Origin of the sequence: Acinetobacter sp., assembly GCF_036666595.1 — a bacterium.
In the GTDB taxonomy this organism is placed as follows: Bacteria; Pseudomonadota; Gammaproteobacteria; order Pseudomonadales; family Moraxellaceae; genus Acinetobacter.
Genome location: NZ_JAVWVO010000001.1, coordinates 372,827 through 388,527 on the forward strand (window position 1 = coordinate 372,827; position 15,701 = coordinate 388,527).

At 39.6% G+C, this 15,701-nt stretch carries 17 protein-coding genes; 11 read left to right on the forward strand and 6 right to left on the reverse strand.

The annotated features are described in order from the left end of the window. Window positions 1-319: 319 nt before the first annotated feature. The 5 genes from RR876_RS01780 to RR876_RS01800 all read left to right on the forward strand — a co-directional run bounded on the left by RR876_RS01780 (window position 320) and on the right by RR876_RS01800 (window position 4,011). Window positions 320-808, forward strand: coding sequence for a MerR family transcriptional regulator (locus RR876_RS01780; RefSeq protein ID WP_332481871.1), 489 nt, complete (start codon window positions 320-322; stop codon window positions 806-808). A gap of 347 nt (window positions 809-1,155) precedes the next feature. Next, entirely contained in the window at window positions 1,156-1,530 is a 375-nt protein-coding gene (locus tag RR876_RS01785) for a hypothetical protein (protein ID WP_317111719.1), read from the forward strand. A 190-nt stretch (window positions 1,531-1,720) separates the two neighbouring features. Further along, a complete protein-coding gene (locus RR876_RS01790) occupies window positions 1,721-2,107 on the forward strand; it encodes a hypothetical protein (protein WP_332477529.1) in 387 nt (128 codons plus the stop codon). Window positions 2,108-2,224: 117 nt separating this feature from the next. Then, on the forward strand, window positions 2,225-3,373 hold the full coding sequence (dacC, locus tag RR876_RS01795; RefSeq protein WP_332477528.1) for a D-alanyl-D-alanine carboxypeptidase PBP5/6: 1,149 nt from the start codon (window positions 2,225-2,227) through the stop codon (window positions 3,371-3,373). A gap of 95 nt (window positions 3,374-3,468) precedes the next feature. Next, window positions 3,469-4,011: a gamma carbonic anhydrase family protein gene (locus tag RR876_RS01800; protein WP_332477527.1), complete on the forward strand. Its 543-nt coding sequence runs from the start codon at window positions 3,469-3,471 to the stop codon at window positions 4,009-4,011. Between the two features lie 118 nt (window positions 4,012-4,129). Here the strand turns inward: RR876_RS01800 and RR876_RS01805 are convergent, their stop codons facing one another. Continuing rightward, window positions 4,130-4,534 (reverse strand): MarR family transcriptional regulator, encoded by a 405-nt coding sequence (locus RR876_RS01805; protein WP_332477526.1) that lies wholly within the window; start codon window positions 4,532-4,534, stop codon window positions 4,130-4,132. A gap of 121 nt (window positions 4,535-4,655) precedes the next feature. Here RR876_RS01805 and RR876_RS01810 point away from each other — a divergent pair, with 121 nt between their 5' ends. The 6 genes from RR876_RS01810 to RR876_RS01835 all read left to right on the forward strand — a co-directional run bounded on the left by RR876_RS01810 (window position 4,656) and on the right by RR876_RS01835 (window position 9,983). Further along, window positions 4,656-5,132: a GNAT family N-acetyltransferase gene (locus tag RR876_RS01810; protein ID WP_332477525.1), complete on the forward strand. Its 477-nt coding sequence runs from the start codon at window positions 4,656-4,658 to the stop codon at window positions 5,130-5,132. Window positions 5,133-5,415: 283 nt separating this feature from the next. Beyond that, entirely contained in the window at window positions 5,416-5,901 is a 486-nt protein-coding gene (locus RR876_RS01815) for an NUDIX hydrolase (RefSeq protein ID WP_058869272.1), read from the forward strand. A 4-nt stretch (window positions 5,902-5,905) separates the two neighbouring features. After that, window positions 5,906-7,039: a tRNA 2-thiouridine(34) synthase MnmA gene (gene mnmA / locus RR876_RS01820; protein WP_332477524.1), complete on the forward strand. Its 1,134-nt coding sequence runs from the start codon at window positions 5,906-5,908 to the stop codon at window positions 7,037-7,039. A gap of 13 nt (window positions 7,040-7,052) precedes the next feature. Beyond that, the gene (gene hflD, locus RR876_RS01825; RefSeq protein WP_332477523.1) at window positions 7,053-7,784 is read left to right on the forward strand and encodes a high frequency lysogenization protein HflD; all 732 of its coding nucleotides are present in this window, start codon (window positions 7,053-7,055) and stop codon (window positions 7,782-7,784) included. Between the two features lie 57 nt (window positions 7,785-7,841). Continuing rightward, window positions 7,842-9,230 (forward strand): adenylosuccinate lyase, encoded by a 1,389-nt coding sequence (purB, locus tag RR876_RS01830; protein WP_332477522.1) that lies wholly within the window; start codon window positions 7,842-7,844, stop codon window positions 9,228-9,230. Between the two features lie 96 nt (window positions 9,231-9,326). Then, a complete protein-coding gene (locus RR876_RS01835) occupies window positions 9,327-9,983 on the forward strand; it encodes a DUF2238 domain-containing protein (RefSeq protein ID WP_332477521.1) in 657 nt (218 codons plus the stop codon). Window positions 9,984-10,114: 131 nt separating this feature from the next. Here the strand turns inward: RR876_RS01835 and RR876_RS01840 are convergent, their stop codons facing one another. The 5 genes from RR876_RS01840 to RR876_RS01860 form a co-directional block, all read right to left on the reverse strand. Continuing rightward, entirely contained in the window at window positions 10,115-10,366 is a 252-nt protein-coding gene (locus tag RR876_RS01840; RefSeq protein WP_004694228.1) for a hypothetical protein, read from the reverse strand. 175 nt (window positions 10,367-10,541) lie between these two features. Continuing rightward, on the reverse strand, window positions 10,542-11,786 hold the full coding sequence (locus RR876_RS01845; RefSeq protein WP_332477520.1) for an FAD-dependent monooxygenase: 1,245 nt from the start codon (window positions 11,784-11,786) through the stop codon (window positions 10,542-10,544). Next, window positions 11,783-12,991 (reverse strand): 2-octaprenyl-6-methoxyphenyl hydroxylase, encoded by a 1,209-nt coding sequence (gene ubiH / locus RR876_RS01850; RefSeq protein WP_332477519.1) that lies wholly within the window; start codon window positions 12,989-12,991, stop codon window positions 11,783-11,785. Before ubiH ends, RR876_RS01845 begins: the two co-directional genes overlap by 4 nt. 161 nt (window positions 12,992-13,152) lie before the next feature. Further along, entirely contained in the window at window positions 13,153-14,268 is a 1,116-nt protein-coding gene (locus RR876_RS01855) for a tetratricopeptide repeat protein (RefSeq protein ID WP_332477518.1), read from the reverse strand. 594 nt (window positions 14,269-14,862) lie between these two features. Then, a complete protein-coding gene (locus RR876_RS01860) occupies window positions 14,863-15,660 on the reverse strand; it encodes an OmpA family protein (protein WP_332477517.1) in 798 nt (265 codons plus the stop codon). Window positions 15,661-15,701 lie beyond the last annotated feature (41 nt).

Below are 15,701 nucleotides of genomic sequence, written 5' to 3' on the forward strand. Positions count from 1 at the left end.
ATTTTGTCTATGCTGAATAATAGTGTTCACAACTGAAACCAATCTTAAATTTCAAAGACCTCTCCTATAGAGGCTGTTTATGGCTTTCAATAACACAACATCCATAGACTTATTCATCCGCTTTCTAAATGGACTTGAAACAAAGCTGAGCTGAGTTAAACACCTAAGCTCATGTTGTTACTCGCTACCCGTAAAGACAGCTGTAAAATAAACCATGACAAATGTTCTGTTCGCATCAATTTAATTTGCGATATTTTCGATATTTTTCTGATTGACCCGTCTATAAGTAAAGGGTTTAGCCTAATGGAACAATGAACGAATGATGGAAACTATGCTTACTGTATCTCGCTTAGCGAAAAAACTCGGTTTATCCAGAACGACTATTCTCTATTATGAGAAACAGGGTTTATTAAAACTAAGCTTAATCGCTGAAAATGGATACCGGTGGTACGGTGAAAGTGAAATTGAGCGTCTTAAAAGCATCATCTCTTACCGTTCTTACGGACTATCCATTTCAGATATACGCTTGCTTTTAGAACCACTTAGCATATCCCAAGGGCAGATCTTGGAAAATCATTTTCGTGCATTGGAACAAGAGATCAATAACTTAAGAGCTCATCAAAAAGCCATCATTGAGTTATTGAAAAAGTCCATTTTATTAAAAGAAAAGTTCGTGAATAAAGCCAAATGGGTAGAGATTATGATCGCAGCGGGTTTATCAAAAGAAGATATGGTTAGGTGGCATCAAAAATTCTTAGAGTCACTCGACATTACACAAGATGAAATTACAGCTATTCGAAGCTTATAGTGCTTTTTAGCTCTCCACTCTTGAACATTTGAACATTTGAACATTTGAACATTTGAACATCAAGTCCAATAGCCCTCATCTAAGGGCTATTTGGTTCACTGCTTACCTATCGTAAGCGTTTTTTATCCTAAATATTATTCCTGCACCAACAAGCAGATCATCCTAAAGACCGCCCAAACGAAAGATTAAAAATAGTTAACATCTCTTGGGTGATGATCATTGGCGATTAAAAGGTCCAAAACAAAAATCTTTATTCAAAAAATGACTGGTCAGAACTTTTCATTGAATTCTAACTGAAAATATATATATTGAGTCTCCGCATCCACCATAAATATGTGATTTTAAAAATGATTAAAAGCTTAACATTACGTAATTTCTTCGGATTAGGCATGGCTATCATGATCTCTCAATCTGCTTTTGCACTAGAGGGATTAAGCACAGAAGAAGCCAACACCATCGTGAAAGAAGATATTGCAGCAGCACAAGTCATGACCGAATTTTGCCCTGCTTTGGTGGGTCAAGGCCCTAAAATTGAAAGCAACATTCAAACTTTAATTCAAACCTATTTACAAGACTACTCAGATAAGTCGATGACGTATGCAAAATTACAGTCAGACAGCGAATACCAGTCGATTCTGAAAGAAGCTCGTGCGGATGCAAAAGGTACAGACAAAGCAGAACAAAAGTCAGTGTGTGATGATGTTGTAAACTTTGAAGGTTAATTCAAGTTCTACATCTGCATCGCAAAAAGGATGAATAATAGGGTTATTCATCCTTTTTTATTGGACTGAAAAATGTAAAAACGATGAAGCGACTTCAACAGCTTCTATACATTTTTGCGCTTACATTTACTTAAAATTTGTTTAAGCTCATCCTATTATGGCAACAACATGTATGCACTTAGGGTTTAGAATGAATTTGAATGTAATGAAAAAAGTAATTTTGGCAGTTTGTGGTTCTTCTTTGATTGCTATCAGTTCGGCTCATGCAGCCAATAAAGACGAAAATATTGAAGTGACTCCACTGCAACAAGTGACGCAGCAAGAGTTGGCTGCAATTTATGTTCTGTCAGAAGTTTGTCCAAGTCTCGTTTCAGACCAGACTCAGTTTGAAAATGGCTACAATACTTTGGCCAAAGAGTATTTACCACAACAGAAAAACCCGACTGAATACCTTAAAAGTCTCAGCAAAGAGAAAAAATTTAAGCCTATTTTAGCCGAAGCTCAAGCCGATGCGAAAAAAGCAGGCAAAGCGAAAAACCAAGAAATTTGTAAAGAATTGAGCACTTACAGCAAATAATACCAATTGGTTACAATATCTTTGAAATAAGCCGATTTCTCCCGTAGAAGTCGGCAGAACTTTGTCCTAAAATGCAAAGCTCTCGTGCTTATACTAAAGAAATCGGAACCCCTTAGAATGATTCAAAAAAGCGCCCTTGCTGCGGCATTACTCGTACCAAGCATTTCATTTGCAGCAACTGTCTTATCTTCACCACCAGAACTAAATAATAAATCATATGTGCTGATGGATTATGAGACTGGGCAAATCCTCGCATCTAAAAATGAAAATGAAAAATTAGCACCAGCATCAATGACAAAAATGATGACGAGTTTCATTATTGAGCAAAAGTTGTTGACAGGTGAGCTAACCGAAGATGAAAAAGTTCGGATGAACGAGTCTGCTTGGTGTCGTGGTAGTAGTTCAGAATCATGTATGTATGTGCCATTAAATGGTACAGCGACTGCATTAGAGATGTTACGCGGCATTATCATTCAATCGGGTAATGATGCATCTAAAGCTATGGCTGAGCACATTGCTGGGAACGAAGGTACTTTCGTTCACATGATGAACACTGAAGCAAAACGTATTGGCATGACCAATACCAGCTTCATGAACTCAACAGGTATGCCTGCTGAAGGTCACTACTCGACCGCTAAAGACATGGCAACGCTTGCACAGCACATCATTCACGACAGTTCAAAATATTATCCGATTTATTCTGAAAAAGAATTTACCTTTAACGGTATCAAACAAGGCAACCGTAATGCCCTGCTTTATACTGACCCAAGTGTGGATGGTTTAAAAACTGGTCATACTGACGAAGCGGGTTACTGCTTAACAACTTCGGCTAAACGTGGCCCAATGCGTTTGATTTCTGTGATTTTTGGTGCGCCAAGCATGCAAGAACGCGCAACGCAAACACGTGAAATTTTAGCATGGGGTTATGCAAACTTTGAAACTAAAAATGTTCAAGCTGCGAACCAAGTTTTAGCAAAATCAAAAGTATGGTTTGGTAAAGAAAGTGACGTACAAATTGGTTTAGCTGAAACCTTCAACGTAACGATGCCTAAAGGCCAAGCCAACGCAATCAAAACACAACTGGTGGTTCAACCGAAACTGACTGCACCTTTGAAAAAAGGTCAAGTGGTTGGTAAATATGTAGCAAGCCTTGATGGTAAAGTGATTGCTGAAAAACCACTTGTGGCGCTAAAAGATGTTGAAGAAGCAGGTTTCTTTGCACGTATGCTTGACCACATCAAACAATTCTTCTCAAACTTATTCTAAGCAGTAACACTTAGACTTAAGTTAAAGCATCCACACCTCGGTCTGGGTGCTTTTTTATTTTATAATGGGCACCTACATAAAAGCAGAACACCAACATGGCTAAAAATATTCGCCCTTATTTGAACAGCACGCCACAGCTTGGCAACAACTGCTATATCGATGAAATGTCGATAGTGATTGGTGATGTTGTATTGGCTGAAAATGTTTCTGTATGGCCTTTTGCCGTGATTCGTGGTGACGTAAACCATATTCGGATTGGTAAAAACTCAAATGTACAAGACCATGCTATGCTGCATGTTAGCCATAAAAAAGCAGATAAACCAAATGGTTCGCCTTTAATCATTGGCGAAGATGTCACCATTGGGCACCATGTCACCTTACATGGCTGTACCATCGGCAATCGGGTTTTGATCGGTATCAATAGCATTGTTTTGGATGATGTCATCATCCCTGACGATGTCATGATTGGTGCAGGAACACTGGTTCCACCAGGGAAAGTACTTGAGAGTGGCTACTTATATGTCGGTAGTCCTGCCAAAAAAGTTCGTCCACTGACAGAAAAAGAACTGGCATTTTTACCTTATTCGGCACAGAACTATGTCAAAGTTTCAGGTAATTATAGCCATTCCACTGACTGATCGTTATGAATATTCATTAAGTACATAAGTTGAACTTCTATTGAATGATGAATCATACCTAGATCTTGCATCTAGGTATTTTGACTTTATATCGCTTTTCTAGAGAAACAGATCTCAATTAAAGATGCTTCAATATATCCGTTAGAACCAAAATCTTATCTTGTCCTATCTTGTCCTCGATTTCCTTTTGAACCTTCTGCCAATGAGGAAGAGCTTTTGTTAAAAGCTGATGACCTTTTTGAGTTAATTTTAAAATCACTTCTCTTTGATCTTGATCACCTTGTGAAAGTTCAACAAATTCCATTTTCTCTAGAACTTTTACATTCCTTCCAACTGTAGAACGCTCTAACTCCATCATTTTTGCTAAAGTCGTTAGGCTGATCGGCTCTATTCTCTTAATCATTGATAAAAGAGAAAATTGAGTAATATTGATTCCAAATTCAGCTAGTGCAGAATTATAACGATGCCCTAAGCGTCGGGAAGCACTACGTAGCATTGCACTGTAACAGGGTAAAATCATCATTCCAATTAGTCTTATCAGGTTGAATCTAGTTTGACATAAAGTATAAGTCTTGTAGAAAGAATATAATTTCATTAATATAAGGGTATATACCCGTATTATTTATTAGTATTTTGGTTGATCTATGAAAATTGTTGAATATACAGATAAGTTTAAAGATGACGTTATTGATTTAATTCTCAATATTCAAAATATTGAATTTGACGTAGATATTCAGCTAGAGGAACAACCTGACATTCAAGATATTCATCAATATTTTACTACAGCAGGTGGGAACTTTTGGTTAGCGCTGGACGATCATGGAAAACTCATAGGAACAATTGGTCTTCAAGCACTTACACCCCAAATGGCTATCTTAAAAAAGTTTTTTGTTAATTCTGAATATAGAGGTCATAAAGTTGGAAAGGCTTTATATGATGAGCTATTAAATTTTGCTGAAATAAATAATTTTTTAGAAATTTTTCTAGATACTCCATCTAAAGCAACTCAATCCCATCAATTTTATCGTAAAGCAGGATTTGAGGAGATTCCTAAGCAACAACTACCTGTTGTGTACCAATACCCAGATCGCAACTCACTCATTTTTCGCTTAAAACTTTAACTAAAATAAAAAGCAAAATAATACAGTTTATGCAAAACCATTTATTATTTTAATATAAATCATTCGCTTAAATTTCCAAGAAAGCCTAATCGTACCCGATTTGGCTTTTTTATGGATTGCTCACGTTACACACCTATTATTTAACCATTATTTCACAAGCTGGATAAGCTAACATTTATAGTGAGTTATTCCCTATTTCAAACGCTCAAAGAAATAAGCTTTCAACATAGCCACCACCGCCTAAATTTTGTAGAATACTCCTTTTACCCCATGGTGCTTTTACATGACCGCTTGGACAGCTCACGTCACCGTCGCAACTGTTGTTGAAAAAGACGGAAAATTTCTATTTGTAGAAGAGCATACTGCGGGTGTGACACACACTGTATTTAACCAACCTGCGGGTCATGTTGAATCAGGTGAAACACTCATCGAAGCTGCCATTCGTGAAACTATGGAAGAAACTGGACATGAAGTGTCTATAGATGCGTTATTAGGCATTTATACCTATACACCACCTATGTTTCCAGACCGCACGTATTATCGTTTCTGCTTTTTAGCACAGTCGCTTCATCACCATCCAACCGCCGAACTCGATACAGGTATCGTGGGTGCAGTATGGATGACTTTGGATGAACTACTCGAAACAGCCCGTGCACGTAGTCCATTGGTGATTAAAGCGGTTCAAGACGCACTCGCGGGTCAAAAATATCCTTTATCGCTCGTTTATGAGCACCAAAATTCTCCCCTTATTTCAAGTTTGGATGCCTAGTCCTATGCAACAACGTGTCATCGTCGGTATGTCGGGTGGTGTAGATTCATCTGTTTCTGCTGCTCTTCTTCTTCAACAAGGTTATCAAGTTGAAGGTCTTTTCATGAAGAACTGGGAAGAAGACGACGGCACGGAATACTGCACGGCGATGGAAGACTTAGCCGATGCTCAAGCGGTCTGTGACAAACTAGGGATTAAACTACACACCGCTAACTTTGCTATGGAATATTGGGATCGCGTATTTGAGCATTTCTTAGCGGAATATGCGGCGGGCCGTACTCCAAACCCAGATATTTTATGTAATAAAGAAATCAAATTCCGTGCGTTCTTAGATCATGCTATGCAATTGGGCGCGGACTTTATTGCGACTGGTCACTATGCACGTCGCGGCGAAACTATGACTAACTCTAAAGGTGAGGAATACGCACCTTTACTGCGTGGTTTAGATAAAAACAAAGACCAAACCTATTTCTTACATGCTGTGCATGGCCGTGAAATTAATAAGACGTTGTTCCCTGTAGGGGAAATTGAAAAGCCTGAAGTACGTAAGATTGCTGAACAATACGACTTAGTCACAGCGAAGAAAAAAGACTCAACGGGCATCTGTTTTATTGGTGAACGTCGTTTTAATGACTTCTTAAAACAATACTTACCTGCACAAGCTGGAAAAATCGTCTTAGATGATGGCAAAGAGGTTGGTGAACATCACGGCTTAATGTACTATACGCTCGGTCAACGCGGTGGTATTGGTATTGGTGGTTTGAAAGGTGTAGCTGAAGGCGCATGGTTCGTTCTACATAAAGATATTGAAAACAACCGTTTGGTGATTGGTCAAGGTCATGAACATCCACTCATGCAAAGTACTACACTTTGGAGTGAAACGATTGACTGGATCGCAGGTGAAATGAATATTCCTGAAACAGGTTTCCGTTGTACCTCTCGGACGCGCTATCGCCAAGATGACCAAGATTGTGTGATCTTTAATGATCCGACTACCCCAGGTGGCGTACGTGTTGAGTTCGATGAACCCCAACGTGCTGTGACTCCGGGTCAGAGTGTCGTATTCTACTCAGGTGAAGTTTGTTTAGGCGGTGGCGTGATTCATCATACCAATGCTCCTAAACCTGATTTTATTTAAAGGATTTTAAGACATGGCTGAGTTACCGTTTCAACAGCCTCAAACTTTGAACGAACGCCAAAACCGAGCTTTGGCGTTGGCGGCTGTTTTTCAGTCCGCGCAACTGACGCATATGACAGCCTTGAGCGGTCAACAAAGTATTGGGGAAAGCGGTAACTTCTATTTAGAGCAGTTGATTAAAGCCAGTTTAAATATCCGACCGAAGGGCAACCAAAGCGGACAAACTTTAGACTTCTTTCATCAGCTGGCGGACATATCCTTAGGACTAAAAACTTTAGAAAGTAGCATTACCCAACCCTTTAACACCTCACCCAAAACTCGAATTCCCAAATTATGTACTGCTAAACTTCCCATGACCTATGCCATGGCACTCTTACAACTCGAAAAGAAAGTGTATAGCAACCCCAAATTCGTTGAAATTATTGAACAGTCCCAACAAAAAATATTAAGACAGCTTTCTTTTTTCGATAACAACTATTTACATCCAAGCATCATTGCCAACTTAGCACAAACCTACGTCGACACCGCAGGACAAATTAACCCTCGCATTATGGTGCGGGGCAATGCAGAAGCATTTAAAGATTCATCGCATACCAACCGCATTCGCGCTTCCCTCTTCACTGGCTTACAAATGGCACATTTATGGCGTCAGCTCGGTGGAAGTTCATGGGGCATGCTGTTTAGCAAACGCAAGTTGCTTAAAGATATTCAAGATCTCGCTCGTTTACAGTATCAGGTGATTTAACACATGATCGACGGGCTTTTTAGTTTTACGTTTAATTCCAAAGTTTAAGGAATCGCTATGAACGCTTTAACCGCACTTTCTCCATTAGATGGACGCTACGCTAGCAAATGTGATGCGCTTCGTCCTTTCCTCTCTGAGTTTGGTTTAATCCATGCTCGTGTGACTGTTGAAGTGCGTTGGTTACAAGCGCTTGCAAACCGTCCAGAAATCACTGAAGTGCCTGCTTTCAGTGCTGAGACCAATGCTGCACTTGATGCAATTGTTGCTGACTTTTCTGAAAACGACGCCAACCGTATTAAAGACATCGAACGTACCACGAACCATGACGTCAAAGCGGTTGAGTACTTCTTGAAAGAAAAAATTGAAGGCATCGAAGAGCTTAAAAATGCGGGTGAATTCATTCACTTTGCGTGTACGTCTGAAGACATCAACAACTTGTCTCATGCATTAATGCTGAAAAGTGGTCGTGATGTATTGGTTGCATCTATGCAGCAAATCATTGACTCAATCGTGGCATTGTCTGAAAAGCATGCTGACCAACCAATGTTGTCTCGTACACATGGCCAGACGGCAAGCCCAACCACTTTGGGTAAAGAAATGGCAAACGTAGCATATCGTCTTGCGCGCCAAATCAAACAATTCAAACAAGTTGAGCTTTTAGGCAAAATTAACGGTGCAGTAGGTAACTATAACGCTCATCTTTCTGCTTACCCAGACATCAACTGGCCTGCACACTCACAAGCATTCGTTGAATCTTTAGGTTTGAGCTTTAACCCGTACACCACTCAAATTGAACCGCATGACTATATGGCGGAACTGTTTGATGCTTTACGTCGTTTCAATACGATTTTGATCGACTTTAACCGTGACGTTTGGGGTTATATCTCGCTTGGTTTCTTCAAGCAAAAACTCAAAGATGGTGAAGTGGGTTCTTCAACGATGCCACACAAAGTGAATCCTATTGACTTTGAAAACTCAGAAGGTAACTTAGGCTTAGCTAATGCTGTACTGGCACACCTTGGCGAAAAACTTCCTATTTCTCGCTGGCAGCGTGACCTAACAGACTCAACTGTACTACGTAACATGGGTGTTGGTTTTGCACAAAGCTTGATCGCTTTTGAAGCTTGTTCAAAAGGCATTGGGAAACTTGAACTCAATGCTGCACGTATTGATGAAGACTTGAACAATGCGCAAGAAGTTCTCGCTGAACCAATTCAAACCGTAATGCGTCGTTACAACGTTGAAAAACCATACGAAAAACTAAAAGCATTAACTCGTGGTCAAGCTATGACACGTGACATGATGGTTGACTTCGTCAATGGTAATGAACTTGAAGCTGTTCCTGCTGTTGACCGTGCACGTTTGGCGGAAATGACACCTGCAACCTATACAGGTAATGCAGCTGAACAAGCAAAACAAGTTGCTGACTTAATTTCTAAAATCTAATTTTTAGAAATTGAAAAAAGCGAAGCTTCGGCTTCGCTTTTTTATCTATAATGCAAACAAGAATCTCCCATATGCATAATTGAAAAACCAATAAAAATGATGACAATCCTGAAAAGTACAACAACGAAAGCTCACATTGACTATCAACTGAAAAAGCCGCATTGGATTGCTCTCACTGTACTCGCTGTCGGCATTGCTTTCGCATCGATCCATCCCCTTGAACTCAGCTCTTATATTTTGCATCAGGTCGGAACCGTATTCATGTTGGTGACGCTGATCATTTGTCTTTATAAATTGGGGCTCAGCTTAATCAGCTTTATGCTTTATATTGGGTTTTTGCTGATTCATATACTCGGTGCACATTATCTATATTCTTATGTACCCTATAATGAATGGTCAATCCAATATTTAAACCTAGACCTCAACCAGAGTTTAGGTTGGACGCGTAATATGTATGATCGCTTTGTACATTTAGCGTATGGCCTACTGCTATACCCATTTTTCTATCGTCTGTTTCAAGTGTGGTTACCCCAACTTTCTAAACTCACCCTATTCTTGCTGGTCATTCAATTTGTGATGGCAAGTAGCCTCATTTACGAATGGATTGAATGGTTTATTGCGATGGGCTTATCGCCTGAAGATGCTGAAAACTACAATGGGCAACAAGGTGATATTTGGGACGCGCATCAAGACATGCTTTTAGCCACAGTTGGCGCAATCATCACAGGCATAGCCTGCCTATTGAAAAAGTAGTCCTTTGCTGCCATCCCTATAACACAACAAATCACGACTATTACAGGACTCATTTAAGCATAAGTAACTTGTTCATCAGCTTTAAAAACACAATAAAAAAACACCACGTCAGACGTGGTGTTTTAACTCTATTAGTCTTTCGCAGACTCATCTGTTGGCACTTCAGTAATTCGGCCACCGCGAGCAAGGAATGCCGCAACTTCGTCTTCAAGTGCTTGGCGTTGTTTTAATTTTGCAGTCACCGTCAGTGTTTCAGCTTCGGCAACATCACCATCACTTGCAGCATTATCAGAAGAATCTGATGCGCCTTTTTCCGCTGCTTGAGCTTCGTCTTCGTCGACTGCTGAGTCTTCTACATCATCATAATCATTTGAATCAGTCATCTTAATCTCCCCACAAATGACATTTTAGGTTCCCATGAATTACTGGTTTCCAATTATGTTGAAATTTAACAAGCTCTCAGCCTTTCGCATAGTCTTATTCAACGGAAAATCGTATCTTTTTTAATCAAAATCGTAATCTTATTTTACGACTGGCTAAAAATTAACACTTCCTTTCTTAGACAGCATAACGCGTCTCTTTGAGTAAGCCTAAACCATTGGCCTGTGCCATAAAAGCATCTTTTAATACAGGCAGTTTTTCAACTTGTTTCAAACCAAAGTTTCGCGCCCACACCACAGGAAAGAGTTGTGTGGTTTCCATCCAACCGATGGCAGACATGCTATGCATCATGGCATCATTTTGTCCTTTACGGCGGTGTTCATAACGCTTCAGTGTTTGCTCATGTGCCCACACGCCACGTGCTAAATCATGTAGTAATACATCACACAGTACAGCCGCATCAAGACAACCAATATTCACACCTTGCCCCGCCAACGGATGAATCACATGAGCCGCATCACCAATTAAAGCCAAGCCTGCTTTAACATATTGCTGTGCAGCACGTGCTTTGAGTGGGAAAGTGGCACGAGGTGTCGCTTCCAACACTTCGCCTAACATGTGATGACTTTCTCGCGTTAATAGCTGGGTAAATTCAGCATCTGAAAGTGCAGCATATTCTTCTGCATAATCATCGGGGAGCGTCCATACGATAGACTGCCAATGCCCTGCTTGCTCTGGTTTTAAACTAGCCATTGGTAAAAAGGCCAAAGGCCCCGTTTCTAAAAAAATCTGACGTGCAACGTGTTGATGAGGCTGTGCAGTGCGAATGGCACAGCTTAAACCAGCCTGTTTGTAGTCCAACACATCGATATCGATAAACGCTTGTTCCCGTACAAAAGAGTTTGCACCATCTGCACCAATCACCAGTTTGGTTTTCAACACCGTACCATCGGCCAAATGGATATACCATAGCCCAACACCTTCTTCGACACGAGCAACTTTAACCTGAGTTCGGTAATCGTTGAGTACAGCAAGCATCTGCTGTTGAATCGCTAAATTAAGTAAACTTGGCTCAACCATAGAACCGAGTGCTTGTTCGCCTTGTGGTTCCTGCTTGGACTCATGACCAAAGTTAATTTCACCATAGCCATTTTTATTCCACACCTTCATGCCGCTATACGGCATCTGGCGGGCAATTTTGTCCCAAACATCAACGGTTTTAAGTAGGTGTATCGTCGCCTGACTGAGTGCCAAAACCCGTGGGTTTGCAACACTTAAGGTCTTTTGTTCATCCAAAATAGGTGCAGCATCCAGTACGGTAGCTTGCACACCGCCTTGTGCTAAAAGCAAAGCGGTCAGTCCACCGACCAAGCCACCACCAATGATCACGACATCTAAAACATCAGTTTGAACATGACTCATGCTTTTAGCCCCATGGCATAGTTGGCAACGAGGGGTTTAATACCTGGAATCGTATCAAATGCGACCAGACCAGTATTCCGAATAAACTTTAAGATTGGATTGCTATTGCTAAAGCCTCGTACCACTGAATCACAGAACTTAATTACGCGTTGTTGATCGGTCAAACGTGAAGCCTCGTAGGCTTGCAGCATTGCGGCATCGCCCAAGTCGGTATTTTGCGCAATTTGCTCCGTTAAATAACGTACTAAGACGTGCGCATCTCGCATACACAGGTTAAAACCTTGCCCCGCAACAGGGTGAATGGTATGCGCGGCATTGCCCATTAAGACCACGCGTCCTACGGCCTGCTTTTCTGCTAATACTTGTGATAATGGAAAACTAAAACGCTTACCTGTTTTTTGGAACTTTCCTGCACGGTCGCCATAGGTTTCTTGCAAAGCATCTAAGAAATGCTGGTCATTTTCATCGCCCAACCATTCACCTTCTGTGCCTTTTTTCACAGGCCAAACTACTGAACGACGGTATTCACCTGGAAGCGGCAACAGTGCCAATGGTCCTAAACTACTAAAGCGCTCGAAACCCACATGGTTGTGCGGTTTTGAAGTTTGCACTGTAGTGACGATAGCGACCTGATCATAATCATGTTCTGAAGCACCTATTCCTAAGGCTTTACGGCAGAATGAATCACGCCCATCTGCAGCAATGACAAGTTTTGCTTGCAGTGACAGTTGTTCTTCTCCACGACTCGCTTTTATGTAGGCCATATCGGCATCTTGGGTCAGTTGAGTGACTTGTACACCATCAATCAGCTCAATGAATGGTTGTTTTTGAACTTCCGTCAGTAGTACACGACCAAGCCATGCGTTTTCTATGACCTGCCCGAAGCTTTCGATTTTTTCTTGTTCTGCTTTGAGTCGAGCCTTACCAAAGCTGCCTTGTTCGGTGATATTTACTTCTAAAATAGGCGTTGCATGTTCTTGTAAAGCGTTCCATAAACCCAGTTCTTGGTAAATTTGAACTGTACGACGAGACAGTGCGCTGTTTCGTGCATCAAAGCTAGAATGGTATGGCGCAAGGTTTACATCATCATAATTTGGGTATTTGATCGCCTCTAAAAGTTTCACCGCAATGTTTTTTTTGGCTAACATCAACGCCAGACTCAGTCCGACCATACCACCACCGACTATGATGACTTCTTGTTGCATGCTTCTATCCTTTTTATGGCGTACCTAAAGTCAAAAACTTCAAATACCTATAAGTTTTAATGGATTTATATTACATCAAAGATTTTCTTTTTTATAATGAAATAGGCAATTGTTGGTTGGAGTTGAACTAGAATGATACATTATTCAAATTAATCCAAACTTCATGGAAGCTCATTCAACCGTTTTTGCGCATCTTCATTAAAATTACTAGCAGCTTGATAATACCAACGTTTTGCAATTTTTAAATCTATATCAAAACCATTTCCATACTCATACATCAAGCCAAGCCTATAAGGTGCGACAGCATTTCTTTGCTTTGCTGCTTTCCGATATAAATTTGAAGCTTCCGTAAAACTTTGTTCAACCCCTTTGCCCTTTTCATACATTTCACCAAGAACAGTTTGTGCATCAGCATTGCCTTGAGCGACGGATTTATTTATCCAAAACAATGCTTGCAGATAATCTTTTTGCACACCTTTACCACCAAGATAGAGTAGACCTAAATTAAGTTGCCCAAATTGATCTTTCTTATCAGCAGCCTGTTGATACCAAAATTGTGCTAGAGCATAATCCTGAATCAACCCTTCCCCATTTTCGTACATCTTTCCAAGCTCATTCTGAGCTAACACATCTCCACTTTGTGCACACTTTAAAATTCGGTCATATGCAGGAATCTTTTTATAATCACAATCAATGACATCAAAACCTAAATAGCTTTCGAATAACTCAACCAACAATCTGCGAGCCAAGGCTGTGTGATACATTGACTGATTCTTTGAAGCAATGTGATAGTACTTAAAATAGTCCTCTGTAAAGTTGGATGAAGAATCGTAATCTATTATTTTTTCTCTCTTTAATTTACCCTTTTCTAAATATTCATGTTCATAAAATATTGAAAAATTAAGCCATTCCTTTTCAAAGTCTTGTATCTCTCCTTCAAAATACAAATCCTCATCTTCTTCCTGCGAAACCCTTCTAACCTCCATATTGTTTTTATAAATCAAATAACTATAACCATCACAACTATCTACACATTCAAAAAAAACCACCCAATCATTTGAGGGCAAATCTTCTAATAATTCTTGCCATAACTCAGGATCATTGTAAGCAGAATAAAAAATATCTACGTTATCGACAAAAATGAAATTTCCACCAATTTCGTGTATACGAATATTTGTACACGAATCAATAATTTCAACTTCATGCTGCATCCATTTATAAATAATAGCTTTTACTTCTTTAATATCACCTTGGAATGGAAACACCATTCCTGTCATTCGAGTACCCATATTTTTTATTTTTACACTATAAAATTAATTAATTTTATATTACTTCAAAGATTTTCTTTTTTATAATGAAATGGATATTTTTACGTATTTCCACCCTAAGGCCCTGTTGCCAAAGTTATGCAGATGACAGTTTCTTAAACTTTTATTTCACACAAGAGATGTGATGTGGGATCAATATTTCAGATATTTATTTAATGAGAGCTTAGACTGCCAGCCTTTATAAGTTTTCTATATTAATAAAAGCTCATAAATCTTGAGCCATAAATTTAACCATACGAGATGAGTTATCAGTCATCTATATTCCAATTTTTATGCAATCCCGCCGCTATATTTTCCGTAGAGCTCTTGCTCACGAAGTACAAAATAAAACTAGTCCTCTTAGCTGTATAGTCCTGTAACTAAATAGCGACTTTATAGCTATATAGAATATTAAAGCGGTTCTCTTCAGTACGTTTTTTTGAATAGCGCGATTCATTAGCCTAGAAAAAATTACCCCATCACAGGATGGGGTAATTTTTGGTTTCAATTAAAGAATTTAATAACATCACTATTCTTCAATTAAAATCTGGTCCTATATAAGGCTTACCAACTAATATTCACACGTCGATTTGGTGTTAAGCATGGCACCATTTCCATCTGTGCAGATACTGCACAGCTTTGATATTCTTCAGTTACACCCTTTGCTTCGATACGAATACGCTCAGATGGTATGCCTGATCTAACTAAATAATCAGCAACCGTTGAAGCACGTTTTTGTGATAGTTTCTGGTTATAGCCGACATTACCTAAACGGTCAGTAAAACCTGTAATTACCACAGGATTTTGAGATGCCGTAGCTTTGATATTTGTAACTATACCCTCCAGAATTTGAGGACCTTCAAGAATGGCCTGCTCATCAAAACGATCAAAGTTAAAAAGGACATTAGCATTTCGCTGCGAAACTGTCTTATCAACAATTTGCGTCTCAGGAACAGGGGCTATATTTTCAGAACGCAACATAAGCTCTTCACAAGCTTCACCTTTCCAGCTTAAACGTTCAGATAAGCCTTTTTTGTCAAAATCGATACGCAATTGGCAGCGCTTATAATCTTGTGTGTTCGGCTTGCGGATATCTAAAACATAATTCCATTTTTTAACAAAGAAAAGCCCTTCACTAAAATGTGGATTTCCTAAAATATGGCGGAATTGATCCTTGGTCAAATCAGTACTTAAACGCGCTACATCTGCATACTCATAACGTTGGACTTGTTCCAAATAACTATTTTCAATTTCTGGAAAAACCACTTCTTGCTGGGTTTGTACTGGTTCAATCTCAGCATAAATTGACATTGTAGTTACAAGCAATACACCACCGATGATGCTTTTAACAATTTTTTTCATAAATCATTGAATCTCTAAAGTTAAATATATAAGGAAGGCTG